The sequence below is a fragment of the Devosia subaequoris genome (genome assembly GCF_014197055.1).
Lineage (GTDB): Bacteria > Pseudomonadota > Alphaproteobacteria > Rhizobiales > Devosiaceae > Devosia > Devosia subaequoris.
The window spans coordinates 329,076-354,692 of sequence record NZ_JACIEW010000001.1; the positions used below are offsets into that span (position 1 = coordinate 329,076).

General features: G+C 60.2%; 23 protein-coding genes and 2 tRNA genes. 13 read left to right on the top strand and 12 right to left on the bottom strand.

The annotated features are described in order from the left end of the window. Positions 1-28: 28 nt before the first annotated feature. Entirely contained in the window at positions 29-1,126 is a 1,098-nt protein-coding gene (locus GGR20_RS01600) for a serine hydrolase domain-containing protein (protein ID WP_183309482.1), read from the top strand. A 17-nt stretch (positions 1,127-1,143) separates the two neighbouring features. Next, a complete protein-coding gene (xth, locus tag GGR20_RS01605) occupies positions 1,144-1,923 on the top strand; it encodes an exodeoxyribonuclease III (protein WP_183310033.1) in 780 nt (259 codons plus the stop codon). Between the two features lie 3 nt (positions 1,924-1,926). On the opposite strand, the gene GGR20_RS01610 is transcribed toward xth, so the two are convergent. Continuing rightward, complete coding sequence (locus GGR20_RS01610; RefSeq protein WP_183309483.1) at positions 1,927-2,733, bottom strand: tetratricopeptide repeat protein; 807 nt, start codon at positions 2,731-2,733, stop codon at positions 1,927-1,929. Positions 2,734-2,910: 177 nt separating this feature from the next. Next, positions 2,911-3,369, bottom strand: a complete 459-nt coding sequence (locus GGR20_RS01615; RefSeq protein ID WP_183309484.1) for a hypothetical protein — start codon at positions 3,367-3,369, stop codon at positions 2,911-2,913. 2 nt (positions 3,370-3,371) lie between these two features. On the opposite strand from GGR20_RS01615, the gene GGR20_RS01620 reads away from it, so the two are divergent. After that, complete coding sequence (locus tag GGR20_RS01620) at positions 3,372-5,216, top strand: ABC transporter ATP-binding protein (RefSeq protein ID WP_183309485.1); 1,845 nt, start codon at positions 3,372-3,374, stop codon at positions 5,214-5,216. Positions 5,217-5,267: 51 nt separating this feature from the next. Here the strand turns inward: GGR20_RS01620 and GGR20_RS01625 are convergent, their stop codons facing one another. From GGR20_RS01625 to GGR20_RS01650, 6 genes are all read right to left on the bottom strand, one after another. Next, positions 5,268-8,021 carry a valine--tRNA ligase gene (locus GGR20_RS01625; protein ID WP_183309486.1) on the bottom strand — a complete coding sequence of 918 codons (2,754 nt, stop codon included), beginning with the start codon at positions 8,019-8,021 and terminating at the stop codon, positions 5,268-5,270. A 128-nt stretch (positions 8,022-8,149) separates the two neighbouring features. Further along, a complete protein-coding gene (locus GGR20_RS18895) occupies positions 8,150-8,953 on the bottom strand; it encodes a DUF2497 domain-containing protein (protein WP_183309487.1) in 804 nt (267 codons plus the stop codon). A gap of 185 nt (positions 8,954-9,138) precedes the next feature. Continuing rightward, a complete protein-coding gene (locus GGR20_RS01635; RefSeq protein ID WP_183309488.1) occupies positions 9,139-10,503 on the bottom strand; it encodes a TolC family outer membrane protein in 1,365 nt (454 codons plus the stop codon). Positions 10,504-10,628: 125 nt separating this feature from the next. Further along, positions 10,629-11,282: an rRNA adenine N-6-methyltransferase family protein gene (locus GGR20_RS01640; RefSeq protein WP_183309489.1), complete on the bottom strand. Its 654-nt coding sequence runs from the start codon at positions 11,280-11,282 to the stop codon at positions 10,629-10,631. A gap of 70 nt (positions 11,283-11,352) precedes the next feature. Then, positions 11,353-11,595, bottom strand: coding sequence for a hypothetical protein (locus tag GGR20_RS01645; protein WP_183309490.1), 243 nt, complete (start codon positions 11,593-11,595; stop codon positions 11,353-11,355). Between the two features lie 27 nt (positions 11,596-11,622). After that, the gene (locus GGR20_RS01650) at positions 11,623-11,835 is read right to left on the bottom strand and encodes a hypothetical protein (protein ID WP_183309491.1); all 213 of its coding nucleotides are present in this window, start codon (positions 11,833-11,835) and stop codon (positions 11,623-11,625) included. Positions 11,836-11,978: 143 nt separating this feature from the next. On the opposite strand from GGR20_RS01650, the gene GGR20_RS01655 reads away from it, so the two are divergent. The 10 genes from GGR20_RS01655 to GGR20_RS01700 all read left to right on the top strand — a co-directional run bounded on the left by GGR20_RS01655 (position 11,979) and on the right by GGR20_RS01700 (position 20,827). Continuing rightward, positions 11,979-12,052, top strand: a tRNA-Cys gene (locus GGR20_RS01655). A gap of 83 nt (positions 12,053-12,135) precedes the next feature. Next, positions 12,136-13,323, top strand: coding sequence for a benzoate/H(+) symporter BenE family transporter (locus GGR20_RS01660; protein ID WP_246349356.1), 1,188 nt, complete (start codon positions 12,136-12,138; stop codon positions 13,321-13,323). Next, the gene (gene mobA / locus GGR20_RS01665) at positions 13,320-13,934 is read left to right on the top strand and encodes a molybdenum cofactor guanylyltransferase (RefSeq protein WP_246349357.1); all 615 of its coding nucleotides are present in this window, start codon (positions 13,320-13,322) and stop codon (positions 13,932-13,934) included. Before GGR20_RS01660 ends, mobA begins: the two co-directional genes overlap by 4 nt. A gap of 96 nt (positions 13,935-14,030) precedes the next feature. Then, positions 14,031-14,106, top strand: a tRNA-Asn gene (locus GGR20_RS01670). Between the two features lie 101 nt (positions 14,107-14,207). Continuing rightward, the gene (locus GGR20_RS01675; RefSeq protein ID WP_183309493.1) at positions 14,208-15,428 is read left to right on the top strand and encodes an MFS transporter; all 1,221 of its coding nucleotides are present in this window, start codon (positions 14,208-14,210) and stop codon (positions 15,426-15,428) included. Beyond that, positions 15,425-15,877 (top strand): SRPBCC family protein, encoded by a 453-nt coding sequence (locus tag GGR20_RS01680; protein WP_183309494.1) that lies wholly within the window; start codon positions 15,425-15,427, stop codon positions 15,875-15,877. The genes GGR20_RS01675 and GGR20_RS01680 overlap by 4 nt, the downstream gene beginning before the upstream one ends. A gap of 54 nt (positions 15,878-15,931) precedes the next feature. Further along, positions 15,932-17,350 carry an FAD-binding domain-containing protein gene (locus GGR20_RS01685; RefSeq protein ID WP_183309495.1) on the top strand — a complete coding sequence of 473 codons (1,419 nt, stop codon included), beginning with the start codon at positions 15,932-15,934 and terminating at the stop codon, positions 17,348-17,350. Between the two features lie 157 nt (positions 17,351-17,507). After that, positions 17,508-18,557 (top strand): cysteine synthase A, encoded by a 1,050-nt coding sequence (locus tag GGR20_RS01690; protein ID WP_183309496.1) that lies wholly within the window; start codon positions 17,508-17,510, stop codon positions 18,555-18,557. Positions 18,558-18,651: 94 nt separating this feature from the next. Then, positions 18,652-20,103: a cardiolipin synthase gene (cls, locus tag GGR20_RS01695; RefSeq protein WP_246349358.1), complete on the top strand. Its 1,452-nt coding sequence runs from the start codon at positions 18,652-18,654 to the stop codon at positions 20,101-20,103. Positions 20,104-20,113: 10 nt separating this feature from the next. Next, positions 20,114-20,827: an alanyl-tRNA editing protein gene (locus tag GGR20_RS01700; RefSeq protein WP_183309497.1), complete on the top strand. Its 714-nt coding sequence runs from the start codon at positions 20,114-20,116 to the stop codon at positions 20,825-20,827. A 5-nt stretch (positions 20,828-20,832) separates the two neighbouring features. On the opposite strand, the gene GGR20_RS01705 is transcribed toward GGR20_RS01700, so the two are convergent. The 4 genes from GGR20_RS01705 to GGR20_RS01720 form a co-directional block, all read right to left on the bottom strand. After that, a complete protein-coding gene (locus GGR20_RS01705) occupies positions 20,833-21,858 on the bottom strand; it encodes a transporter substrate-binding domain-containing protein (RefSeq protein WP_183309498.1) in 1,026 nt (341 codons plus the stop codon). 107 nt (positions 21,859-21,965) lie between these two features. Further along, positions 21,966-22,769, bottom strand: a complete 804-nt coding sequence (locus tag GGR20_RS01710; RefSeq protein WP_183309499.1) for an amino acid ABC transporter ATP-binding protein — start codon at positions 22,767-22,769, stop codon at positions 21,966-21,968. Positions 22,770-22,774: 5 nt separating this feature from the next. After that, positions 22,775-23,911: an amino acid ABC transporter permease gene (locus GGR20_RS01715; RefSeq protein WP_183309500.1), complete on the bottom strand. Its 1,137-nt coding sequence runs from the start codon at positions 23,909-23,911 to the stop codon at positions 22,775-22,777. Positions 23,912-23,921: 10 nt separating this feature from the next. Continuing rightward, complete coding sequence (locus GGR20_RS01720; RefSeq protein WP_183309501.1) at positions 23,922-25,457, bottom strand: amino acid ABC transporter permease; 1,536 nt, start codon at positions 25,455-25,457, stop codon at positions 23,922-23,924. Positions 25,458-25,617 lie beyond the last annotated feature (160 nt).

Genomic DNA, 25,617 nt, shown 5'->3' on the forward strand with positions numbered 1-25,617 from the left:
TCCGGCCAGAACAGGAGGAATCAAAGACATGACCAGCCGCATCGACGCCGTGATGGATGCTGCCATCACCCATCAGACGATTGTCGGTGCGGAGGTGATTGTCACGCGTCACGGGGATGTCGTTTATCAACGCAGCGCGGGCTGGTTTGATCGGGAAGCCGATCGCCCAATGATCGACAACGCGATCTATCGGCTGGCCTCGCTCACCAAGCCCATTGTTGCAGCGACGGCCCTGGCCATGGTGGATAAGGAACTGATCGGGCTGGACGACCGGGTGAGCCGGCATATTCCATGGTTTGCGCCGCGTCTAAAGGACGGACGGGAAGCAGAGATCACAATCCATCATCTGCTCACGCACACAGCCGGCCTCGCCTACGGCTACCCACAGGACCCGACGATCTCAACCGGTCTGGGGCCAACTGATCGGGGTCTGGAAGACAATTTCACCCGTGTTGCAAGGCACCCACTCGACTACGAGCCTGGCACGGCCTGGCAATATTCCGTGGCGATAGACGTTCTAGGTGCTGTTCTGGCTCAGGTTCAGGGGGGCACGCTCGATGACGCAGTCAAAGCGCACATCACTGGCCCGTTGGGCATGGCCGAGACCGGGTTCTTCGTCGCCGACGAGAAACGACTGGCCAAACCCTACGCCGATGGAAAGCCGCCCACACCGATGTCAGATCCGCAGGTTGTTCAAGGCGACAGCGGATCATTGATCTTCTCGCCGTCGCGCATATTCAGCGAATCGGCCTTCCAGTCCGGCGGAGCAGGCATGGCGGGCACACCTGCAGACATGCTGCGGTTCCTGGAAGCCATGCGCAATGGCGGCGGTGGCGCGATCCGGCATGAGACGGTTGCCCGCGCGTTCTCAAATCAGATTGGCGATGTGGAGCGCGATCCTGGGCAGCGCTTCGGTTATCTTGGCGCCATCGTCGACGATCCGGTGGCTGCCAATTCGCCATCTGCCAAGGGCACGATCAATTGGGGCGGCGTTTACGGCCATTCCTGGCTTATCGACCCGGTCAATGGCCTGTGCATTCTTTCCATGAGCAATACGGCAGTTGAGGGGTGCACGGGGCGGTATCCAAAGGATATCATCGCGGCCGTCTATGCCGACCTGACCTGAGGCCCAATCCAATGACCCTGCGCATTGCCACCTGGAATATCAACGGCATCAAGGCCCGGCTCGAATTGGTGCTGCGCTGGCTGGAGGAAGAAAAGCCGGACATCGTTGGCCTCCAGGAAATCAAGACGGTCGATGAGGGCTTTCCGAAAGCCGCGTTTGAAGCGCTGGGCTATAATGTGGAAACCCATGGGCAGAAAAGCTGGAACGGAGTGGCCCTCCTCTCCAAGCTGCCCTTCGACGAAGTGCGTCGCGGCTTGCCAGGCAATGACGAGGACGAGCAGGCCCGGTTGATCGAGGGCGTTTTCTCGATCAACGGGGGCGTTGTACGGGTGTGCAATATCTACCTGCCAAATGGTAACCCGGTGGATACCGAAAAATTCCCCTATAAACTGGCCTGGATGGATCGGCTCAACAGCTTTGTCGGGGAACGCCTGACGCTAGAAGAACCCTTCATCCTGCTGGGTGACTTCAACCTGATTCCAGCACCGATCGATGCACACAACCCTGAAGCGTGGTGGGGCGATGCTCTGTACCGGCCGGAAAGCCTTGAGAAGTTCCGCATTCTGAGAAATATGGGCATGACCGATGCTCTGCGGGCCGTAACGGCCGAGGAAGCCTATACGTTCTGGGATTTCCAGGCAGGAGCATGGCGGCGCAATGCCGGCATTCGCATCGACCATCTGATGCTCTCGCCACAAGCAGCAGACAGGTTGGACGACGTCGTAGTGCACAAGGATGTGCGTGGCCGGGACAAGCCCAGTGACCATGTGCCTGTAGAAGGCGCATTCAGCTTCTGAACGTCAGAACTCGGCGCTGACAACCACACCGGAATTGGCCATTTCAACAGCGGCGGCGCGGGTCTCAGGCGTTGCCACCGACATTGCGCGATTGAGCAATTCCTCGGTCGCAGCCAGGTCGCTGGTGCCCAGACAGGTGGTATGCGCAAAATTCAGCCACATCAGCCCCTCAGCAGGCCGGGGTGGATAGCTCTCCATGCCGTTGAACAGGAGGTTGCCGAGTTGCGCCTGTGCCAGACAGTGACCTTTGTGCGCGGCCGATTGCAACCAACGGGCCGACAGCATAGGGCTCAGACCGAGGCCGTCTTCCTGTTGGTAGAGCAAGCCAATGCGATATTGCGCCTCGGCATCGCCGAAATAGGTGGCTGCGTGCATCAGCATGCGATGATATTCGGCCGGGTTCTGCGAGACGCCAGCTTCCGGCACGCCCATGCGGAAATATTCGCCGAGCTTGACGAAGGAATTGGCAACGATATCGGCTTCGAGCCCGCGGGGCGCGGTATCGGCATGCTGATTGGCGATCTGCGCGAAATAGCCGAAAGCCTTGACCGGGTCCTTGTCGACCCCTTCGCCGTTTTCATACATCGTGCCCAATTGCCAGAGCGCCAGCGGCCGGCCGGCGGCAGCGTCGCTCTCAAGCGCGGACAGATAGGTATCATTGGACACAAAGGCGCCTGTCCCGTCGAGCGTGCGGGCGAAGCCAAGCGCCGCATCGGCCGCCGTCTGGGCATATGCGGGCGCGGTCAGGCCAAAGGCCAGTATCGCTCCGGACACGGCGCAGGCCAGGGACTTGTCCCAAGTGATGCGCATAACACTCCTTTCGCCCACAAAATTGCGGGCGCAACCAAATGACGATCCCCGTGGCGGGTTCGCCGTTGCGGAAGCCCGGTTGGGCATGCCGCATCTTATCACTGATGATATTGCCCGGATGACGCGGCCGGGCAAAGCGAAGTCTGAACAAGTCGTAAACGCGCTTTGTGACCGCATTCAGCCCGTCCCATCACAACGATGTTCCACGCGGCACACACCGGCTTGGCGCGCGCTTGCCTGGGGAACCATTCTGGTTCGCAAATGGGTGTCCATAGCCACCGTTTCTGGCGCTTTGCGCCGTTCGATCAGTCCTGCGTTCATGGGGAACGTCGACACAACCCAAGGCGCGTTTTCGCTGCCTTTTGAGGAATGATCGCATCCGCCCGAATGCCATGCGCCCTGCTTTAGGGTCAGATTGTGGCGGGAAACATCGCCAAACCGTTGATGTGAGATTTCCGTATTCTGAATCAGCATCATTGTTGCGAAATCGTCACAGATGCTGTGGGTTTGCGTCGCCGCATTGCGCGTGCCGCCGCTTGTGGCCATAGTCTGCGAACAACGCCAAGCGTGAGAGATAAAGATGAAAACGATCCTGTTCAGCCAGAAGCCCAATTGTCTGAAACAGGACCAGTTCATTCATGCCTTCCAGGAAATCCGTCGGGCCAGTCGCCGGTCGAAAACTACCTAGCGCAACTTTCCAGCTTCCATTTCATCGCAGCGTTTCGCGCGAAGAAGCGGCGAGAAACCGTGCCCGTTGGCACCGTTTCCTCGCTTACTACAAGCCGCACCTGCCTTTGCTTGGTGCCGTGTTGTGCTGCGCCGTGCTGGTGTCGCTGACGGCGCTCGCCCTGCCGCTGATCGCCAACCACATCGTTAAGCGACTGCCTGAGCTAGCCGGTTCGTCTGACGCCATCGGGCAATTGTTGGTGCTGGGCGGCGTGCTTCTCGTAGTTTTTGCAGTGCAGGCGCTGGCCACCTATTTCGTCGACTATCGCGGCCATGTGATGGGCGCGCGCATCGAGGCCCAGGTGCGCGGCGAACTGTTCGAACACTGCCAGAAGCTGTCGTTCAGCTTTTACGACCGGCAGCGCACCGGGCAGTTGATGAGCCGGATCACCAATGATTCCCTGTGGCTAGGGGAGTTGTTCCACCATGGCCCGGAGGACCTGGCGATCAGCCTGCTCAAATTCACCGGAGCGCTGGCCGTGCTCGTCTGGATCGACCCGCTTATTGCACTGGTCATTGTCAGCCTGCTCCCGTTCGCAATGGGTTACGCATTTTATTTCAACAACCGGATGAACAAGGCGTTGCGAACGTCGAAGGAGCGGATCGCCGGGGTCAACGAGCGGGTCGAAGATGCGCTAGGCGGCATCAGAGTGGTGCAGTCCTTTGCCAATGAGGGGGATGAGAAGACTCGATTCGACGTCGAAAACGCGGAATTCCTGCGCTCGCGGGCCGAGGGCTATCGCAGTGAGGCCATGCTCTGGAGTGGCATGGACGCGTTTGCCCAATTGGTCACCATCGTGGTGATCGTGTTTGGCGCCATCCGCATACTGGGCGGCGAGATGGATGCGGCGGGGCTATTCACGCTGCTGCTCTGCGTCGGAGTGCTGCTCGATCCACTGAAGCGTTTCGACAATTTTATTCGCCTCTGGCAGGAGGGCTATACCGGTTTTGTCCGGGCCATGGAGTTGCTCGAAGAGCAGCCGGACATTGCAGACCGGCCGCAGGCACAGCCGCTCGGCTCTGTGACCGGAGCGATCGGCTTCGACAATGTCGGCTTTCGCTATGAGGCAGGTGAGCCGAAGGTGCTTGAAAGGGTTACTCTATCGATCAGGCCGGGGGAGTTTGTCGCGCTAGTTGGACCGTCCGGTGTGGGCAAAAGCACGTTGTGCAGCCTAATCCCGCGCTTCTACGACGTCGATGCGGGCAAGGTGACACTGGATGGCCGGGACGTGCGGAATGCGACGCTGGCGACACTGCGACGCCATGTGGGCGTGGTTCAGCAGGACGTCTATCTGTTCAGTGGCACAGTGGCGGAGAACCTACGCTATGGTCGGGCCGGCGCCTCGATGGACGAGATCGTGGCGGCCGCCAAAGCCGCCAATGCGCACGACTTCATCTTGGCCCTGCCCCAAGGCTATGACACTGATATCGGGCAGCGCGGGGTGAAACTGTCGGGTGGACAGAAGCAAAGGCTGACCATTGCGCGAGCGTTTCTCAAGAACCCGTCCGTCCTGATCTTTGACGAGGCCACCAGTGCGCTGGACAATGAGAGCGAGCGCGCCATTCAGCAATCCCTGCTGTCACTGGCCAAAGGTCGCACGACGCTGGTGATCGCCCACCGTCTGTCCACTATTCGCCATGCAGATCGCATTCTCGTGCTCACGCGCGACGGGATCGTCGAGGAAGGCACGCATGATGCATTGATGGCCATGGGCGGAACCTATGCGGGATTGCACGCGATGCAGGGGCGCATCTGAGCCATCGCCTCAATTAGAAAGGCCCGGCACATTGCCGGGCCTGTCTGGCTCTTAGATCAGGCGCTTGAGCGCGTCCAAAATTCTGCCGCGACGTTCAACGGCTGTCTCGCGACGTAGCTTTTGCTCTTCAATGACCTCTTCGGGCGCCTTGGCCACGAATTGCTCATTGCCAAGCTTCTTGTCGATCTGAACGACTTCGCCGTCGATCTTGGCCACTTCCTTCTCAAGGCGGGCTTTTTCGACAGCGATGTCGATGACGCCAGCCAACGGCAAGGCAAAGGTGGAGTCCCCGACAACGAATTGTGCCGACTCGCCCGGCACGTCATTCTTCGGTGAGATTTCGTCGAGACGGGCCAGACGGGAGATCAACGAGGTGCCCGCCACGAGCCGGGACAATGTCTGCTCCCCTGCCCCGGTGACGACCATCTGCAGTTTGGCACCGGCGGGCACATTCATCTCGGCGCGTACTGAACGGACATTGGAGATGACATCGATCAGCCAGGCCAATTCGGCGTCGGCCTCGGCGTCCTCCAGTCCCGCCAGGTCGGGCCATTCGGTAGTGATGAGCATCCCTTCGCGCGCCGGCCCAAACTTGCCAGTTTCGGCCCAGAGTTCCTCGGTCACGAAGGGCATCATGGGATGGAGCATGATCAGGATCTGATCGAGAGCCCAGGCTGCGGTCGCGCGAGTCTCGGCCTTGGCGACCTCGTCCTCACCATTGAACACGGGCTTGGCGAACTCGACATACCAGTCGCAGAAGGTGCCCCAGACAAAGTCATAGGCGCTGTTGGCCGCTTCGTTGAACTTGTAGTCCTCAATGCCGGCACGGACTGCCGCAGCGCCGCGCGCGGTGGCGCCGACGATCCAGCGATTGAGCGGGAGTTTGTTGACGGTTGGGTCATAACCCTCAACGCGGCGGCACTCGTTCATTTCGAGGAAGCGCGCGGCGTTCCAAAGCTTGGTGACGAAGTTGCGGTAGCCTTCCACCCGGCTAATGGCGAGCTTGAGGTCGCGGCCCTGCGCAGCCATCGCCGCCAGGGTGAAACGGGTAGCGTCTGCACCATATTCGTCGACGAGCTTGAGGGGATCGATGACGTTGCCCTTGGTCTTGCTCATCTTCTGGCCCTTTTCGTCACGGACCAGAGCATGCATGTAGACGGTGTGGAATGGCTCTTTATCGAGGAATTCGAGGCCCATCATCATCATGCGGGCGACCCAGAAGAAGATGATGTCAAAGCCGGTGACCAGCACGTCAGTGGGGTAGTAGCGCTTTAGCTCAGGCGTCTCATCGGGCCAGCCCAGGGTCGAAAACGGCCAGAGGGCGGACGAGAACCAAGTGTCGAGGACGTCCGGATCACGGGTCAGCTCGACGGGCTTGCCATAGTGCTTTTCGGCCAGGGCTTTTGCCTCGGCTTCATCATAAGCGACGAACGCCTCGTTATCGGGCCCGTACCAGGCTGGGATCTGGTGGCCCCACCAGAGCTGGCGTGAAATGCACCAGGGTTTGATGTTTTCGAGCCAGGCGAAATAGGTGTTTTCGTATTGCTGGGGCACGAACTTGGTGCGGCCTTCGCGAACTGACGCCAGCGCCGGCTCGGCCAGTACGTCGGCCTTGACCCACCACTGGTTAGTCAGGAAGGGCTCGATGACGACAAGTTTGGACTTCTCGTCATGGGGCACCATGATCTTCTTGTTTTCAATATGATCGAGACCGCGCGTCGCGTTCTCCTCGGCGAGCGCCGTCAGATCAGCAACGATGGCCTTGCGCGCCTCGAATCGATCAAGCCCGCGATAAGCCGCCGGAACGAATTCATCGCTGACGATGGTCCCGCGCGTGGTGAAGACATTAATTGGTTCCAGACCGGCGCGGGCGCCGACCTCGAAGTCGTTGAAATCGTGCGCCGGGGTGATCTTCACCGCGCCGGTGCCCAGGGTGGGATCGGCATAGTCGTCGGCCACGACGGGGATACGGCGGCCGACCAGAGGCAGTTCGACGAACTTGCCGATCAGGCCCTGATAGCGCTCGTCTTCCGGATGCACGGCCACGGCGACGTCGCCGAGCATGGTCTCGGGGCGGGTCGTTGCCACAATGATGTAGTCGCGGGTTTCCGTGCCGGTGACATTGCCCTCTTCGTCCGTGACCGGGCACTCATAGGTCACGCCATCGGCCAGCGGATAGCGCAAGTGCCACATGTGGCCCTTGACCTCGATGTTTTCCACTTCGAGATCGGAAATCGCGGTTTCAAGGCCCGGATGCCAGTTCACCAGACGCTTGGCACGGTAAATAAGGCCGCGCTTGTGGAGTTCAACAAACACCTTGGTGACGGCGCGCACCATCTGGTCGTCGGGCTGGCCGCGATCGCCCATCGTGAACTTCTCGCGGCTGAAATCGGCCGAGGCGCCGAGGCGCTTCAACTGATTCATGATCGTGCCGCCGCTCTCGGATTTCCACTCCCAGACGCGATCGATAAAGGCATCGCGGCCCATGGTGCGGCGGTCGAGCTGCTTTTCGGCCAACTGACGCTCGACGATCATCTGGGTGGCGATGCCGGCGTGGTCGGTGCCCGGCTGCCAGAGAACGTCCTTCTTGAGCATTCGGTTGAAGCGGACCAGTATGTCCTGGATGGTATTGTTGAGCGCGTGCCCGATGTGCAGCGAACCCGTTACGTTTGGTGGTGGAATGACGATGGTGAAGGTTTCGGCACCCGGCTTGGCCCCTGCCCCGGCGGCGAAGGAATTGGTGTCCAGCCAGGCATCATAGATGCGGCTTTCAACGTCGGCGGGCTGGTAGGTTTTTTCTAGCATCACGTCACTCGCGAACAGCAGCGACCCGCCAAGTCAAACCTTGGCGGGTCGGAATAAGTTGTCAGTCTTCAAGCAAATGCAGGGTGCGGGGTCAACAGGCCTTGAACAGGGCTATCTCGCCATCCGGACTACTCGCCGCGTGAAACGCGGGCGATTTCCTTTTCCACCATACGTTCGACAACCGCAGGCAGGTTCTCGTCAAGCCATTCCTTGAGCATGGGGCGCAGCATGTCGCGCATCATTGCTTCGATGGTCAGGCCAGGATTACCAATGCCAAGTGCGCTCAGCTTGCCGATAGAGCCTCGCACCGCAGCCCGGGTTGCTGGTTCGAGCAGTTGATCGGCCATATCGGCAGTCAATGTCGGATCCGGCAGCTCTTCGGCCCGGGCGACCGGCTCATCCATGGCAGGCGCAGGTTCCGACTCAGCCTCAAGCTCAGGCTCGAAAGCCGGCTCAGGATCGACCGTCGGCTCCGGGGCGGGCTCGGGCTGAAATGCGGGTTCCGGCGCGGCCTTGGCGGCGGGCGCAGGCGGGTCTTCCGGCAGCGCGCGCGAAGGTGCAGGATCGAAGCTGGGGAGGTCGTCTTCGGCCGCGAAGGTCACATCCTCGGCCTCGACCAGTCCGGGCGCTTCGGACTCCGCGCTTTCAGTGTCCGCCAGAATGGAATCGAAACTGAATCCTTCGGCGTCTTCCCCTTCCTCGACGATTTGCGAGGGGGAGAGCGCCAGGGGTTCGATATCGTCCAGCATGTCGCTGAGATCGCGATCATCCTGATCCCCCAACGGCTTCGCGGGCGCCGCCTGCATTGGCGGGGGCACGGATTGCACGGAGGGACGGCGTGGCGCACCGGCGGCATCATCATCGGCAATGATCTGTCGGATGGACGACAGAATTTCGTCCATGGACGGTTCTTTGGGTGCCGGCTTGTTCATCAGTGCCTCTTACTCATGCGCCCGACCGGGTCGACGTCCGCAGTCGCCTACCCTGATTCGTAAGCAATAGCTTAACCACATGGGGGCGACTTAGGAATCATCCCAAGGCTGGAAGTGACGGTCTTCCACTAAAAGTTGAGGCCGGGACATGCCCAGCCTCAATATTTTGCAGTGCTTCAAGCGATTTATTCGACGACTGTCCGCAATTCCTGCCAGACATCCTCGACGGCCTGGGTGTAGGGCACAGCCGTCTTGATCTGGACAGGCAGCCCGAGGTCGCGCGCCGTTAGCCGGCCCATGGCGCTCAACAGAGAGAAGGTCGCCACGATCTTGCTGTTGGACGCATTGATCAGCGCTTCCCGCGCGCTGGTCAGATCGGCTTGGGCGTTGAGTACGTCCAAGGTGGTTGCGGTGCCCAGGTCACGCTCCTGCATGACGCCGTCAAGGACGGTGTTGCTGGAGGTGACGGCAGCCTGCGCGGCACTGATCTGTGCATCGGCGCTCTGGATGCCGGTCCAGGCAGAGATGACGGCTTCCCGGATCTGGTCATAGGCGCCCATGGCGTCCACTTCCGACTTGATCTGGTTCAGATTGGCCTGACGTACGCCCGATCCGATGGCGCCACCCGAGTAGATGGGAATGTTGATCTGGAAGCCCAGCGAACCGCGAATGCCGTCCTGTGCGCCGCCAGAGGGACCCGTCCAGCTGGTACCGACCGAACCTGAAACTGTCGCGGTTGGGCCAAAGGCGGCTTTTGCCGCGTCGCTGCTGGCCTGGGCCGCGCGGATACTCGCCTTGGAGAGCAGAATGGCCGGATGGCCGATTTCAGCTTCCGAGATGGCGGCATCTATCGAGCGCGGAATGAGATTGGCGTAGCCATGGCTGGTCGAGAGACCTTGCGGGCGCCGGCCCACCAGACGCTGAAAGGTGGCTTCACTCGTTTGCAGCGTGCTCACGGCCGCCTGATAGGCGGCCTGTCCCTGGGCGAGGCGCGCCTGCGCCTGCGCCACGTCTATGCGGGTGCCCTCGCCGACGTCGAGACGGTCCTGAGACGACTGCAGCTGCGCCTGGAAGAAGCTGATATTCTCCTGGCGCAGGGATAGCAGGTCCCGGCCGCTCAGCACGGACATATACGCCTGCACGACCTGGAGCAGCACGTTCTGCTCGGTATTGCGGATCTGATATTCGGCCACCTCAGCGGCGGCCCGGGCCGCTTCCACGCGGGCGGCGGTGCGATTGTTGTCGTAAATGGTCTGATTGTAGGAGAGGCCTGTCGACAGCGACTGCCCAGTCGTCCAATTGCCGCCCACAAGATTGGCGCTTTGGCTACCGCTTATCGAAGCGCCAATGGTGGGCAGAGCGCCCGCCTTTGCCTGGACAATGCCTTCGGAAGTGGCCTTGGCGCTAAGGAGGGCAGATTGCAGGTCCGGTGCGTGGTCATAGGCGGCGGCCAACGCCTGGCTGATCGATTGCGCGTGCGCAGCGCCCAGCGATGCGCCGGTCAGAAGAAGCGCACAGGCGGTCGCCCGCAAAAAACCAAGACTATTCATAAACCGTCTCCTGACCCATTCACCCATACGCGTGGCAAATGGGGTTCACAACCGACTCGGGCCAACCCTACCAAACATTAATTGCATCTTCATGCCCGTGAGTGACCCGATAGCAACAAAAAGCGTCAAAAGACGAACTCTTCCTGGACATCGTTCGACAATATCGGCGGGAGCATCACATTGAAATGCGTCTGTGAGATCACACCGTCTGCTTGCCGAATCCATACCGTTGCTACTCCCGTACGACCGGCGCCGATCACCGCCACAAGCCGCCCACCCGGCGCCAGTCGATTCAGATAGGTATCCTGAACATTATCAATCGCCCCTTCGAAGAGCATGACGTCGTAAGGGCCGGCATCCAGAGCCTCTTGCTCCTGGGTGAGAACTGAGGCGTTCGCCACGCCAATCCGACTCAGATTGTGGACCGCAATCCTTGCCAGGTCTTTATCAAATTCATAGGCGACAACCGAGGCAGCGATTTTGCTCAGAACAGCCGACGAGTAGCCCGTGCCGCAGGCGATATCGAGAACATGGTCGGTCGTATTGATGGCGGCCAGTTGAGCGATGCGAGCAAACTCGACCGGCGAAGACAGCTTCCGGCCTGGGCCAATTTCGTGCTGAGCATCGCTATAGGCGAGCGCCGCGCGGTGTTCGGGCAGGAAAATTTCGCGCGGGACCGTTCGCAACGCCGAAAGCAAATCCGGCTGCACAACCGAGCTCACAGCAATCTGGCTTTCGACCATGGCCTCGCGCGCTGATGAGAAATCTTCTTCGGTCACGGTCGGCCTCCCGTCCTATGTATGCCGGACCTGACTATGGAAGGATGCTGTTCAAGGCAAGAGAAGCGGTCTAGCGCTGCGATCTGTCCGTTGTTGAAGATGTGTCATCTTTTGCGGGGGGAGATTGGCGCGGTTCTTCAGGGTCGATCGGCTGATCAAGCCTGGTCCCATCGGGGCGGCGGCCCAGGTCATCGATGTTGTCGTCCTGCTGCTGACCCGGTTCCGTTTCTTTGGGAGCCGGTTCGCTGTTTTGGTGGCTCTTTGTCATGGCGTGTCCTTCATGAAATGAAAGGGCAACTGCAGCGCCGGTCATGCGTTCCATCAAAGCCAAAACACAGGCCTATTCGCGCCTGCCGGAGGGGCTTGGTCGCTTGAACTGATCAGTCAGCGCCAGCAGCACCACCATATGCAAGCGCTCCGGTGTGGTGGGGGGCTTGAGGCACTTCACCCGAGACGACACAGTGTAGCGTGCACCGTTTCGCTCCCCCGTCGCCGTATAAACGAGGTATTTGCTCGCTTCGTCATAATAGGACGAGGTGACCTTAAACTGCATAAACTGCCTGCTTGTCCCGACCGGCTATTCGGACACGCGTGTATAGAGTGCACAAGCCGGCCGCCGCGCCGACCAGAAAATTCACAGTGCTACACGCAACCTATTGCATAAGCGATTGTCGTCCAATAGGTACATCGCCCAGAGGCCGCGTGGCGGAGTGGTTACGCAGCGGATTGCAAATCCGTGTACTCCGGTTCGATTCCGGACGCGGCCTCCATTTCCATGCATGATCAAGGCGCCGTGGGTGGTGCGAGCCGTTGCAAGCGGCTAATTTCCGCGCGTCCAAATCTGGGAATCGCGATGACCATCGGCGCGCAATCGATCACTCGCACGGAATATGCTCAACCGGTGATGGCCGGCATGTTGGCGGCGATTGTCGGCTATGCCAGCACCTTCACGCTCATCCTTGCGGCCCTGACTGCGGCGGGTGCTTCACCGCAGCAAGCGGGCTCCGGCCTGTTCTCAATCTGCATTGCCATCGGCATTCTCAATATCGTCGTGGCCTGGCGGGTCCGCATGCCGGTTAGCTTCGCGTGGAGCACGCCCGGCGCGGCCTTTCTGCTGACCGTCGGCGAGCCAGTTGGTGGCTTCCCGGCGGTGGCCGGAGCTTTTCTGGTCTGCGCGGCCCTTGTGGTCCTGACTGGGCTCATCAAACCGCTGGCCCGGGCCATCGCTGCGATTCCGGCGGCTATCGCCAATGCCATGCTGGCAGGAATGCTGCTGACGCTTTGCCTGGCGCCGTTGAACGCGGTTGCGGAAATGCCCTGGCAGTCCCTGCCCGTCATCATTGTCTGGGCCGTCAGCCTGCGTTTTGCGCGGCGCTATGCGGTGCCACTGGCCGTGGTTGCCGCGGGCATAATACTGGCAACGACCACGCAGTTGCCTGAAGGCACCTTTGGCAATGCCTGGCCCGCTCTGGTGCCTGTGATGCCCAGTTTCACGATCGACGCTATCGTGCGCATCGCCCTACCGCTCTATGTGGTCACCATGGCATCGCAAAACTTGCCTGGGCTGGCGGTGATGCGGGCCAATGGTTACGCGGTCCGCCCGTCGCCGCTTTTCACATTGACCGGGATCGCCAGTGCGGCAACGGCTGTTTTTGGAGGGGTGACCAGCAACCTGGCGGCAATCACCGCTGCAATATGCGCCGGTCCCGAGGCGCATGCCGACCCAGACGCACGCTGGCCGGCGCCGGTCGCGGCCGGCTTCACCTACCTCTTGCTGGGCCTTGCTGCCAACCTCGCTGCCGCTTTCATAGCCGCTGTCCCGCCGCTACTGATTCAGGCCGTGGCCGGGCTGGCGCTTTTTTCCAGCCTAGCCGCCGCCCTGGCAGGCGCACTGACTGTGGAGGAAGCGCGCCTCCCGGCAATCCTGACTTTCGTGACAACTGCGTCAGGCATAACGGTGGCGGGGGTGGGAGCGCCGTTCTGGGGACTGGTGGGCGGCATCCTGTTGCTTCTCCTGCTGCGCCAGAAACACACAGGATGAATGTGCGCGTCGTGATTCTGGCGGGTGGGCGAGGAAGCCGCTTGGGGAATGTTCGGAAGGCCGGTATTCGGCTGGCTGGAGTTGCCTTGCTTGAGAGGGTCATCAGTCGGCTACGCATCGACGCAAGCTCGCTTCTGATCTCCACGGGTCCCGGTCGGCCTGAGCCGAGCCCGATTGGCGCCGTGGTGCCCGACCTCGATACACCGCTCGGGGGGCCTCTGGCCGGCATCGCCGTTGCCGCAGCGTATTTGCGCGACCGTGCGCCCAAGGACACCGTGCTGCTCTCGGTCGCGGTCGATACACCATTTCTCCCCGAGGATTTCGCACCAAGGCTGCTTGAGGCGCTGGACACCGGGGCGCGGGCGGCGGAGGCCAGTTGGCGAGGCAATTCCTATCCAACCAACGCAGCCTGGCGGCTGGCCGATCTGTACGATCTGCCGGAGCAGGCGACAGCAGGCACTTTTGTGCAAAGTCCCAGAGCCCTGCTGGCCCAATTGGGCGCGGTCTCTGTCGATTGGGAGACGACGCACCCCAACGATCCCTTCGCCAATCTCAACACACTTGCCGACCTGATAGGGCTCTCGCATCGCGCACAAAGTTCATCAGACTGACAAGATATTCACATGAGATGAGATTTGGGGCTTGGCAAACCGGATCGGTTTGGTTACACGGACCTCGCTTCGCCAAGACGGCGTCGCAAGAAGTGTTCCGCGATAGCTCAGTTGGTAGAGCAAGCGACTGTTAATCGCTGGGTCGTAGGTTCGAGTCCTACTCGCGGAGCCATTTCCTTTCCCCAATTGACTGAATAGTGCTGCAGGGCGATTGCTCTTGTCGTGCTCCCGGCGTAGGACGGCAACGTTTTCACGACTGTCCAGCGATTTGCCATGACCACCATTACCGCGGCCCCCGCGCCCGATGCGCAGCGCGCTGCGCTGACCATTATTTTCGCTGTCAGCGGCGCCCATCTTCTCAATGACTTGCTGCAATTTCTGCTCCCGGCGCTTTATCCGCTGCTCAAGGAAAATTACGGCCTGAGCTATCTGCAGATCGGCCTTCTCACCCTTGGACAGCAAATAACAGCTTGCCTGTTGCAGCCGGCCTTCGGGCTGTCAGGCGACCTCAAGCCCAAGCCGTACTGGTTGGCATTGTCGATGGCGATCGTGGCGGCGGGCGTTGCCATGCTGGCAGCGGCGAACGGCTTCTGGTTGCTGTTCTTCGCCGCTGTGGTTCTCGGCACCGGTTCGGCCCTGTTCCACCCCGAGGCATCGCGCGTGGCACGCATGGCGTCCGGCGGGCGGCTGGGTTTTGCGCAATCACTGTTTCAGGTGGGCGGCAATGCCGGCACGGCCCTTGGCCCACTGGCGGCTGCGCTGATTCTATTGCCGATGGGCCAGGGCAGCGTCTTCTGGTTCCTGATCGTGGCCGCGCTCGGCCTGTTGCTGATGGGCCATGTCGGCCGCTGGTTTGTCGAACACCAACGCCAGTTGTCCTCGCGCCCGGCCGTCCCGGTCAAGAAGCCGGCGCTGTCGCGCCAGCGCTTGAACGTCGCCTTTGCGGTGATCGGGGCGCTGCTGCTTAGCAAGTTCATCTATATCGAGGGCCTGAAAAGCTATTATGCGTTTTTCCTGATCGAGAAATTCGCTCTGTCCGCCCAAGAGGCGCAATTCTACCTCTTCGCTTTCCTCGGCGCCGTGGCGGCCGGCACGTTCATTGGCGGTCCGGTGGGTGATCGATATGGCCGGCTGGCGGTAATCTGGGTTTCCATCCTGGGTGCCCTCCCCTTTACGTTGGCGCTGCCCTATCTCGATTTGTTCTGGACCTGCGCCATGAGCATCATGGTGGGTCTTGTTCTCTCGTCGGCCTTCTCGGCCGTGGTGGTCTATGCGCAGGAGCTGGTGCCCGGCAAGGTCGGCATGGTTGCAGGCTTTGTGTTCGGATTTGCCTTTGGCGTCGGCGCGCTGGGCGCCGCCGCAATGGGTGCCCTGGCCGACTGGATCGGCATGATCGCGGTGTTCCAGATTTGCGCCTTCCTGCCAGCGCTTGGTATTCTGACCGTATTGCTGCCCAAGACAGCCGAACTCCATCCGGAAAGGACGCAAGCATGAGCAATGGCATGGAAGCCGATAGCGAAAGCCAGATCACGCTGACTCGTACCATTGCGGCGCATGTCTCAGACGTATTCGCAGCCTGGACCGATCCTGCCCTTATCGAGCAGTGGGAGGCCGATGAAGCCGAATTCGACGCCTACGAAGGCGGACAATATCGTTTCGTGACCTTTGCCGAGGAAGAGGGCGAGACGGACCATGAGGTCAGCGGCGAAGTGCTGACGTTCGTGGAGGACGAAAGGCTTGTGCTTTCCTGGATCCACAAGGACGAAGACGAGGACAGCGAGCTGATCTTCGTGCTCGACATTGCTTTCAAGGCGACAGCGGACGAGAGCACGAGTATCACTCTGACCGAGCGCGGCCTGCCGCACGCGGACGCGCAAACGCGAATCTTTTCGATGGAAGCCTGGAGCGCCGCGCTCGAGGAACTGGCTGCATTGATGGAATAGCATTGAACCGGATTGTCGGTGCGGGCGTAGTGTCCAGGACAAACGAGGTTCGATGTGTCCACCGTTCTGGTCTGGTTGCGCAATGATCTGCGCGTCGCCGACAACCCTGCCCTAGATGCTGCATTGCGCTCCGATGAGCGCGTCGTTGCGCTTTTCGTCCATGAAGCGGACAAGGCAATCCGCGTGCCCGGGGGTGCTGCACGGTGGTGGTTGCATCAGAGCCTCACGGCTTTGGGCAAGGATCTCGCCGAGAGCGGCGTGGCGCTTCAGGTCGAGACGGGCCCTGCGACCGAGGTCGTTGACCGGGTTCGACGTGAACTGGAAGCAGGATCGGTACATTGGAATCGACGATACGGGCCCGGGCAGAGAGAGGTCGACGCCGCTATCCATTCCGAGCTTCGCAAAAAGGGCGTCAACGTCGTGTCGCATGCCGGAAATGTCCTGATCGAGCCCTGGGACATCGAGACCGGACAAGGCAGGCCCTATTCGGTGTTCACACCGTTCTGGAAGGCGCTCAAGCAGCGCCATTTCGCCCGCCCCCTGCCGCGATCTCCGATGGAGAAAAGTAAGGTCTCAACCGACGAGATCGACAGCGACTATACGCAGCCCAAATGGGCTGGAAAGCTGGCGCAGCATTGGAACGTCGGAGAAAGCGCGGCACAACAGCGGCTTGCGCAGTTTCTGGAACACCGCCTCGAGGATTATCCCAAGGGCCGGGACTATCCGGCGTGGGCGGTTACCTCGCAACTCTCGGCACACCTGCGATCTGGCGAAATCAGTGTGAGGCAGATCTGGCACGCGGCACGGACCTTTGCCCATGCGCATCCGGACAGCGCGTCCGCAGTCGAGAAATTCCTGTCGGAGCTAGCGTGGCGGGACTTCAGCTATCACCAGCTCTATCACCGTGACGACATCGACAATAGCCCAATGCAGGCCAAATATGCCGACTTGAAGTGGCGTCACGCGCCCATGCAGCTCAAGGCCTGGCAGACCGGGCAGACGGGCATTCCGATTATCGACGCCGGCATGCGCGAGCTGTGGGAAACCGGCTACATGCACAACCGGGTACGCATGTTGGTGGCTTCTTTCCTGACCAAGAACCTGCTTATCGATTGGCGCGAAGGCGAGCACTGGTTCTGGGATTGTCTGGTCGACGCCGACGATGCCAACAATCCGGCAAGTTGGCAGTGGGTGGCGGGAATCGGCCTGGATGCGGCCCCCTATTTTCGTATCTTCAATCCGGTAACCCAGGGCGAACGGTTTGACCCAGAGGGCGACTATGTGCGCCGGTGGGTCCCAGAGCTGTCTGCGTTGCCTGACAAATTCATCCATGATCCGAGCCGAGCACCGGAGAACGTGCTGGAGCAGGCCGGCATCACGCTGGACGATTCCTATCCGCGCGCCATCGTGGATCTCAAAGATTCCCGCCGGCGGGCGCTCGATGCGTTCGGGGCCCTGTCTGCAGACGCGTGACGCACGCAAATCTATGCTCCAATGACAGCGTGTCGTGAGCGGCCCTTGCGCATTGACTGATCTCAAGGAAAAGCGCTGCCGAAACCTGCGCTCGGCGCTTGCCGAGCCATGATCGTCACCCTACGATAAGTCTCTGTTCCTCCCAGAAAATAGATCCATGGCCAAGCACGAAGACCTCATCTCCGCCATCGGCAATACGCCGCTGATCCGCCTCAATCGCGTCTCCACGCTGACGGGGTGTGACATCTGGGGCAAGGCGGAGTTTCTGAACCCCGGCCAGTCGGTCAAGGATCGCGCGGCGCTGTTCATCATCCACGACGCCGTCAAATCGGGCAAACTCAAACCCGGCGGCACTATCGTCGAGGGTACCGCCGGCAATACGGGGATCGGCCTGACGCTGGTGGCCAATTCACTCGGCTTCAAATCGGTGATTGTCATTCCCGAAACACAAAGCCAGGAAAAGAAGGACGCATTGCGTCTGTACGGCGCTGAGCTGATCGAGGTTCCGGCCAAGCCCTACCGCAATCCGAACAACTACATCAAAGTATCCGGACGACTGGCCGAGAAGCTCAATGCCGAGCTCCCCAATGGGGCGGTCTGGGCCAATCAGTTCGACAACGTCTCCAATCGCCGCGCCCATGTGGAAACGACGGGGCCGGAAATATGGCAGCAGACCAATGGCCGGATCGACGGCTTCATCTGCGCAGTGGGTTCGGGCGGCACCCTGGCCGGAGTGGCAGAAGCGCTGCGCGCCCGCAATCCTGACGTCAAGATCGGACTGGCCGATCCCGAAGGCGCAGCGCTTTATGAGTTCTACGCCAACGGCGCGCTGAAATCGTCTGGCGATTCGATCACAGAAGGCATCGGCCAGGGGCGCATCACAGCCAATCTGGAAGGTCTCGCGGTCGATATGCCCTACCGCATCTCTGACGCCGAGGCCCTGCCCTATATCTACGACTTGCTGGAGCATGAAGGCCTGTGCCTGGGCGGTTCGAGCGCCATCAACATTGCTGGCGCGGTGCGCATGGCCCGCGATCTTGGCCCGGGTAAGACGATCGTGACGGTGCTGTGCGATTACGGTAATCGCTATGCCAGCAAGATCTTCAATCCCGAGTTCCTGCGCGGCAAGAGCCTGCCGGTCCCGGCCTGGATGGAGGAGCGGACGCCCTTCGACATTTCGAGCGTGATGGAGCCCGATCCGGCCTAGTTTGCCGTCAGTCGTCCAGGAACTTTGCCCAAGACACATTGCTGCCAACGGCTTGCCTGATAGAGTGCCAATTCATTCTAGCGTGTAGGCACATTTGTTCGGCATAGACGACATTCTCCGCGCCATCGTGGCGGACCTGCATCTGTTGGCGCTGATTATGGGCGCCGTCTATCTGCTGGCCTTCATCTGTGCGGTGCGGGAAGTTATGGTCTCGCGCACCTCGCAGGGCTCGATCGCCTGGCTGCTTTCGCTGATGCTGCTGCCGATCCCCACGGTACTGCTCTATCTAATCTTCGGCTGGAAATTTTTCGACGACTACGCGACCGACCGCATGCAGAACGGGCGCGCCAACAGACCGTTGCGCGCCCGCGACCTTGCGCTGATTGACGGGGACACCGACGCCAAATGGCCGGTTCAGGTGCAGGTTTCGGAATTGCCGTTTCTCAAAGGCAATGACGTCGAGTTGCTAGTGGATGGCAAGGCGACGTTCGAATCAATTTTTGCAGGGATCGATGCGGCCCAGGACTATCTACTGGTTCAATTCTACATCGTCCGCGACGACCGGCTTGGGCAGCAACTGGCCGAACGGCTTGTCGCCAAGGCGAAGGCGGGCGTCGCCGTCTACATGCTCTACGATGACGTGGGCAGCACCGGCATGCCGAGGCGTTTTCGGCAGGAGCTGCGAGACGCCGGTGTCAAATTGTCGAGCTTTAATCAGCGCCACAAATTTCTGCGCCTGTTTGGTGCGACGCGGATCAACTATCGCAACCACCGCAAGATCGTTGTGGCCGATGGTCACCATGCCTGGGTGGGCGGGCACAATGTTGGCGTGGAGTATCTTGGCGAAGATCCCAAGGTCGGTCATTGGCGCGACACCCATGTGCGAGTTTCGGGACCGGCCGCGCTAGGTTGTGCCCTGTTATTCCGCGAGGACTGGGAATGGGCAACGGGCGAGCGTCTGCCCAATCGACCACCCTCAGAATTGAAAAGTTTTGGCGACCAGTCTGTCCTGGTGATGGGCAGCGGGCCGGCGGACAAGCTCGAAGAATGCGCTATCGCCTTCACCGATCTGATTGGGCGAGCGCGAAAGCGGTTGTGGATCGTCAGTCCTTATTTCGTGCCAGACACGGATATCCGTACGGCACTGTTCGCGGCCCGCTTACGCGGGGTCGATGTCCGGATCATGCTGCCAGACAATTCGGACCACGCCCTGGTCTGGCTGGCCAGCATGGCGCATGCCGATTCCATGGTGCAGCATGACATCGCGGTCTATCGCTACACAGACGGGTTTCTCCATCAAAAAGTGGTGCTGATGGACGACGCAATGGCCACCGTGGGCAGTGTCAATTTCGACAATCGCTCCTTTGCCATAAATTTTGAGATCACCTTGTGGTTCACCGACGTCGAGACCATTGCCGGGGTCGACGCTATGCTAATCAAGGACTTCGAATCCTGCCGCCGCGTCGGAGTCTCAGAGGTGAATAGCCGGCCCTGGGCACTCCGACTGGCCACGCAAGCCGCGCGCCTTTTGTCCCCCGTATTATGAGACTTTCTTGATGACCGAGTTCCTGTTCCGTGAAGACAGCTATCTTCAATCAACGTCTGCCCAGGTGATCGAGGTCACGGCCGATGGCGGGGTCATTCTGGATCGGACCGTGTTTTATGCCACCTCAGGCGGGCAGCCCGGCGATAGCGGCCGGTTCTCACGCAGCGATGGCAGAGGGGGCGAGATTGCAACAGCAGTGCATCCCGACGGGGACAAATCCCGCATCGTGCATGTATTGGCCGACGGTTCAGTGGCGCCTGAGACGGGCGAGACGATCACCGTGGAGATCAACTGGGATCGCCGCTATCGGCTGATGCGCATGCATACGGCGCTGCATCTGCTTTCCGTTGTCTTTCCATTCCCGGTTACCGGCGGCTCGATTGGTGAAGACAAGGGGCGGCTGGATTTTGACATGCCGGAGATTCCGGACGACCTCCCTGCGCTCGAGGCGCGCCTCAATGCCATGATCGATGCCGACCATGCGATCACTGCCGAATGGATCACCGACGCGGAGATGGCGGCCCAGGTCGACCTGATCAAGACCATGAAGGTCAAGCCGCCTATGGGTCAAGGCAAGGTGCGTCTGGTACGGATCGGTGATGTCGACCTGCAGCCCTGCGGCGGAACTCATGTCGCAGGTACCGCCGAAATAGGCCGGGTGGGCTTGGGAAAGATCGAGAAGAAGGGCAAGCAGAACCGGCGCGTCAGCCTGCTGTTTGCCTGAGGAAGTCAGCGAATGGGCGGCGCGAAGAGCAGTCCGCCATTGGCCCACAGCGCATTCTGGCCGCGGAGCATTGCGGCTCCAGTTTGCGGTCCGAAATGACGGTCATACAGCTCGGAATAATTGCCCACGGCCCGAATGGCATCGGCCATGAAGGTCTTGCGCAGCTCCAGGGCAGCGCCATAATCGCCTTCGACGCCGAGCAGCCGTCGCACTGCGGGCGTTCTGGCGGCAGACAGCGAGTCGATGTTCAGGCTGGTAACGCCAACTTCTTCGGCCTCGATCAAGGCAAGTAATGTCCAACGGACAATCTGGAACCACTGATCGTCCTGATCGCGGACGACCGGCCCCAGAACTTCCTTGGAAATCCTTTCCGGCAAGACGCGATGAAGGGCGGGTTCGGGTAGCTCGCGGCGAATGGCCTGTAATTGCCGACCAGATGCGGAGATCGCCTGACACAGCCCGCTGCGATAGGCCGTCGCCAGGTCGGCGATTTCCTCATAGGCCACTGCACGATAGCTGGTCTGGTTCATGAAGAAGAATTCGTCGAGTGCTTCGACTTCGCCGTAGCTGTTGGCCACGCATATGCTGACATTGTCCAGTTCATAAGCGGACACGACACCCATGGCATTGGGGACGAGAAAAGCCTGACCGTCGAAAAAGGCCGGTGCCACATAGCGTGCGCCGTAGCGAATATCGCGTCCCATGGTCCAGGCGCCGTTTCGCATGAAAACGTCGACCGCCCCTGTTTCGAGTGGTGCAAAGCGCGCCTCGCCGCGATAGGAGCGAAATTCGATCAGGTCGGGGTTGCCGAAAATTGCCGCAGCCAGGGCACGGCACAGATCGACATCGAACCCAGACCAACGACCGTCGATGTCCTGCTGGGAAAAGCCCGCAAGTGGATTGCTGGAGCCACAAATGAGAAAGCCGCGTTCGCGGACAGCCTCAAGAGTCTGGGCACCAGCAGGCACAGACGTCACGACAGCCATCGCCATAGCGATCAGAAACAGCAACGACTTGAACAGCTTGCTCACCAGGACCGGCCTTCCACTTCCCAGTCAGCATATTGGACGGCATACCAAGGGGGTCAAGCCGCTGACCGGCTTGACCCCCGCTTTTTGGTATCGAGCACTCCCCTACCCTAGTGCAGGATCTGGCTGAGGAAGAGCTGGGTGCGTTCATGCTGCGGGTTGGAGAAGAAGTTCTCCGGATCGTTCTGCTCGATGATCTGTCCCTGGTCCATGAAGATCACCCGATTGGCGACCTGACGTGCGAAACCCATTTCGTGAGTGACGCAGATCATCGTCATGCCTTCCTCGGCCAGGCTAATCATCACCTCAAGCACTTCCTTGACCATTTCGGGGTCGAGTGCGGAGGTGGGCTCGTCGAACAGCATGATCTTGGGCTGCATGCAAAGTGAACGCGCGATGGCAACGCGTTGCTGCTGACCGCCGGAAAGCTGGCCGGGAAACTTGTTGGCCTGTTCCGGGATCTTGACCCGTTCCAGATAGTGCATCGCCGTTGCTTCGGCCTCCGCCTGCGGCGTGCCCCGCACCCAGATCGGTGCCAGGGTGAGATTCTGCAGGATGGTCAGATGCGGGAACAGATTAAAGTGCTGGAACACCATGCCAACCTCGCGTCGCACCTCGTCGATGCGCTTGAGGTCCGCGGTCAGTTCAGTGCCGTTGACAATGATCTGGCCCTGCTGATGCTCTTCGAGACGGTTCATGCAGCGGATGAGCGTCGACTTGCCAGACCCCGAGGGACCAGCGACTACGATACGTTCGCCACGCATCACCTTGAGATCAATGTCGCGCAACACGTGGAAGTCGCCATACCATTTGTGCATGCCCACAACGTCGATGGCCACATCGGTGTCGGACACCTTCATCTGGCTGGCATTGATGGTGCGCTCTTCGGCGCTGCTGGAGGAAATGTCGCTCATTGACGTTACCCTTTATGCCCGGTGTCCAGTCGTCGCTCCATCCAGATGGAGTAGCGGGACATGGCGAAACAGAAGACCCAGAAAACCATACCGGCGAACAGATAGCCTGTAATTGCCTGGGTTGGAGATGACCAATCGATGTCGGAACTTGCTGCCTGAACGGTGTTCAACAGGTCGAAAATGCCGACGATAGACACCAAAGAGGTGTCCTTGAACAACGCAATGAAGCTGTTGACGATGCCGGGAATGACGTGTTTGAGCGCCTGGGGCAGGATGATGAACCACATGGATTTCCAGTAGCTCAATCCCAAAGACGAGGCCGCTTCATACTGTCCCCGCGGCAGAGCCTGCAGACCGCCACGAACGACCTCGGCCAGGTAAGCTGACGAGAACAATGTCACACCCACCAGAGCGCGCAGCAATTTGTCGACGGTCGTCCCCTGCGGCATGAACAGCGGCAGCATCACCGAGGCCATGAACAGCACCGTGATCAACGGCACTGCGCGCCAGAGCTCGATGAACATGATGCAGAGGGTCTTGATGATCGGCAATTTGGACTGTCGCCCAAGTGCGAGAAGAATGCCGATCGGGATCGAGCAGATGATGCCGACAAGCGAGATGATCAGGGTGACCAGCAAGCCGCCCCATTGCTCGGTCGGCACGGGGCGCATGCCCAGCACACCGCCGTTGAGCAGGTAGAAGCAGATGACCGGATAGACCACGAAGAAGAGGATCGCATTGGTCCGCTTGAACGGAACCCGCGGTATCAGAAGCGGGACGATCAAGAGAGCACCCAAGGCGAAAACCAGATTGGGTCTCCAATACTCTGCCGGCGGGTAGAAGCCGTAGATAAAGAAGCTCATGCGTGCCGAAATATAGGCCCAGCATGCGCCGGCCGTTTCCAGGCGGCACTCCTCCACAGTGCCACCAGGCGGCACCGCGTCACCCCCAAGAAAATTGGGCATGACGAAGCCGTATATGGGTGGGATCGCCCAGATCAGCAGAACCAGCGCCAGAATGGTCAGCAGGCTATCGCTGGGTGTGGCGAAGAGATTGCGGCGAGCCCAGGCAACCGGGCCGGCCGTATTGACCGGCGCGGGGGCCGGATCAACCATTTGCTCTCGAACGAAGGAGAATGACATGCTGGACCTCCTAGCGTTCCACAAGCGCGACACGCGCATTGTACCAGTTCATGAATGCTGACGTCGTCAGCGACAGGGTCAGATAGACCAGCATGGTGATGGCAATCACCTCGATGGCCTTACCAGTCTGGTTAAGAGTGGTGCCCATGAAGACGTTGACCAGTTCGGGATAGCCAATGGCTGCACCAAGAGACGAGTTCTTGGTAAGGTTGAGATACTGGCTGGTCAGCGGCGGAATGATCACTCGCATGGCCTGCGGCACGACGACCAGGCGCAGCCTGTCCCCCTCCCGCAGCCCGAGCGAGGACGCTGCCTCGGTTTGACCCTTGCTGACGGCCTGAATGCCGCTGCGGACGTTTTCGGCGATGAATGCTGCCGTATAGATGGTCAGCCCCAGGACCAGGGCAACCATCTCAGGAACAAGTTGCAAACCACCGGCAAAATTGAACCGCTCGAGCACCGGCATTTCAAACGCCAAACTCGCGCCGGTTACCCAATAGACCAGTGCCGGCAAAGCGATGACAATGAGGACAGGCAGGGCCAGTGGCAGCTTGCCCTCGGTTGCCGCAGATCGCCGATCGGCGGAGAGCATGGTCCAGGCTATTCCCAACGCGACCAATGCCGCGCCGAGAACAATAATCCCTTCACCAAGTCCGGCGAACATACCGCCAAGCAAGAAATTGGCGACAGCCCATCCAATAGCGAAACCGATGAAGACACGGCCATAGCGGGCATAGGGCGTAAGGCTGAGACCGGCAAGAAGCGCTGCACCGACCAACGGGACAACGGGGCCGAAGGAGAGCGCCGGAACGACCGTGCCCAGCAGGCTGATGGCAAGATAGCCGACACCCAACGTCACGATCAGCGCTGCGACGCGGGATGCTTGAGACACGACGACCGGGTAGTGCCCTGTCTTGGTTCTGACGCGCGTTGCCCAGACGACCATGGCAATGGCGGCTACAAGAGCCAGCACGGCGGTTACGGCAACCCAGAAGATCTCTGCATCAGGTAGTGGACGCGGAACGATAATGCCGCGCTGGTTGACGAAAATGCTCAGCGGCAATTCGAAGGACTGGCGCACCGCAGGCATCGCCTTGAGCACGGCGAAATACCAGAAGAAGAGTTGCAGCAGCAGCGGTATATTGCGGATCACCTCGACATAGACCGTCGCCACCCGGGCGATCAGCCAGTTCGAGGACAGACGCGCCACTCCAAGCACGAAGCCCAGCATGGTCGCAAAGACTATCCCGATCACTGCTACAAGCAGCGTATTGAGCAGGCCGACAACGAAAGCCTGCCAATAGTAGGAGGAGCGGTCGAACGGAATGAGGGTAAAGCTGATACCGAAGCCAGAGGTCTCGAACAGGAAACCGAAGCCGGTCGACTTGTTCTGCGCGGCGAGATTCTGCGCGGTATTTAAAACGATCCAAGTTAGGAAGGCGATGACGAGGCCAGCCACTATCACCTGATAGAGAATGCCTCGAATTACCGGATCATTGTAGAATGCTGTCCGCGGTGGTCCCGCAGTAGTGTCCTGGACGGCCATTGGGCGAATGTCCCCTTAGCAGAGGGCAGCATGGCGTCGGCATGGTCTGTTCAAGGGACGACTCGCCAACGCCCGATCGCCCCAGCGATCAGGATGCCCCCGACGGAAAACCATGCTCTGCAACCTACCCAATACGAACTGGCGCCCCTCAAGGGGGCGC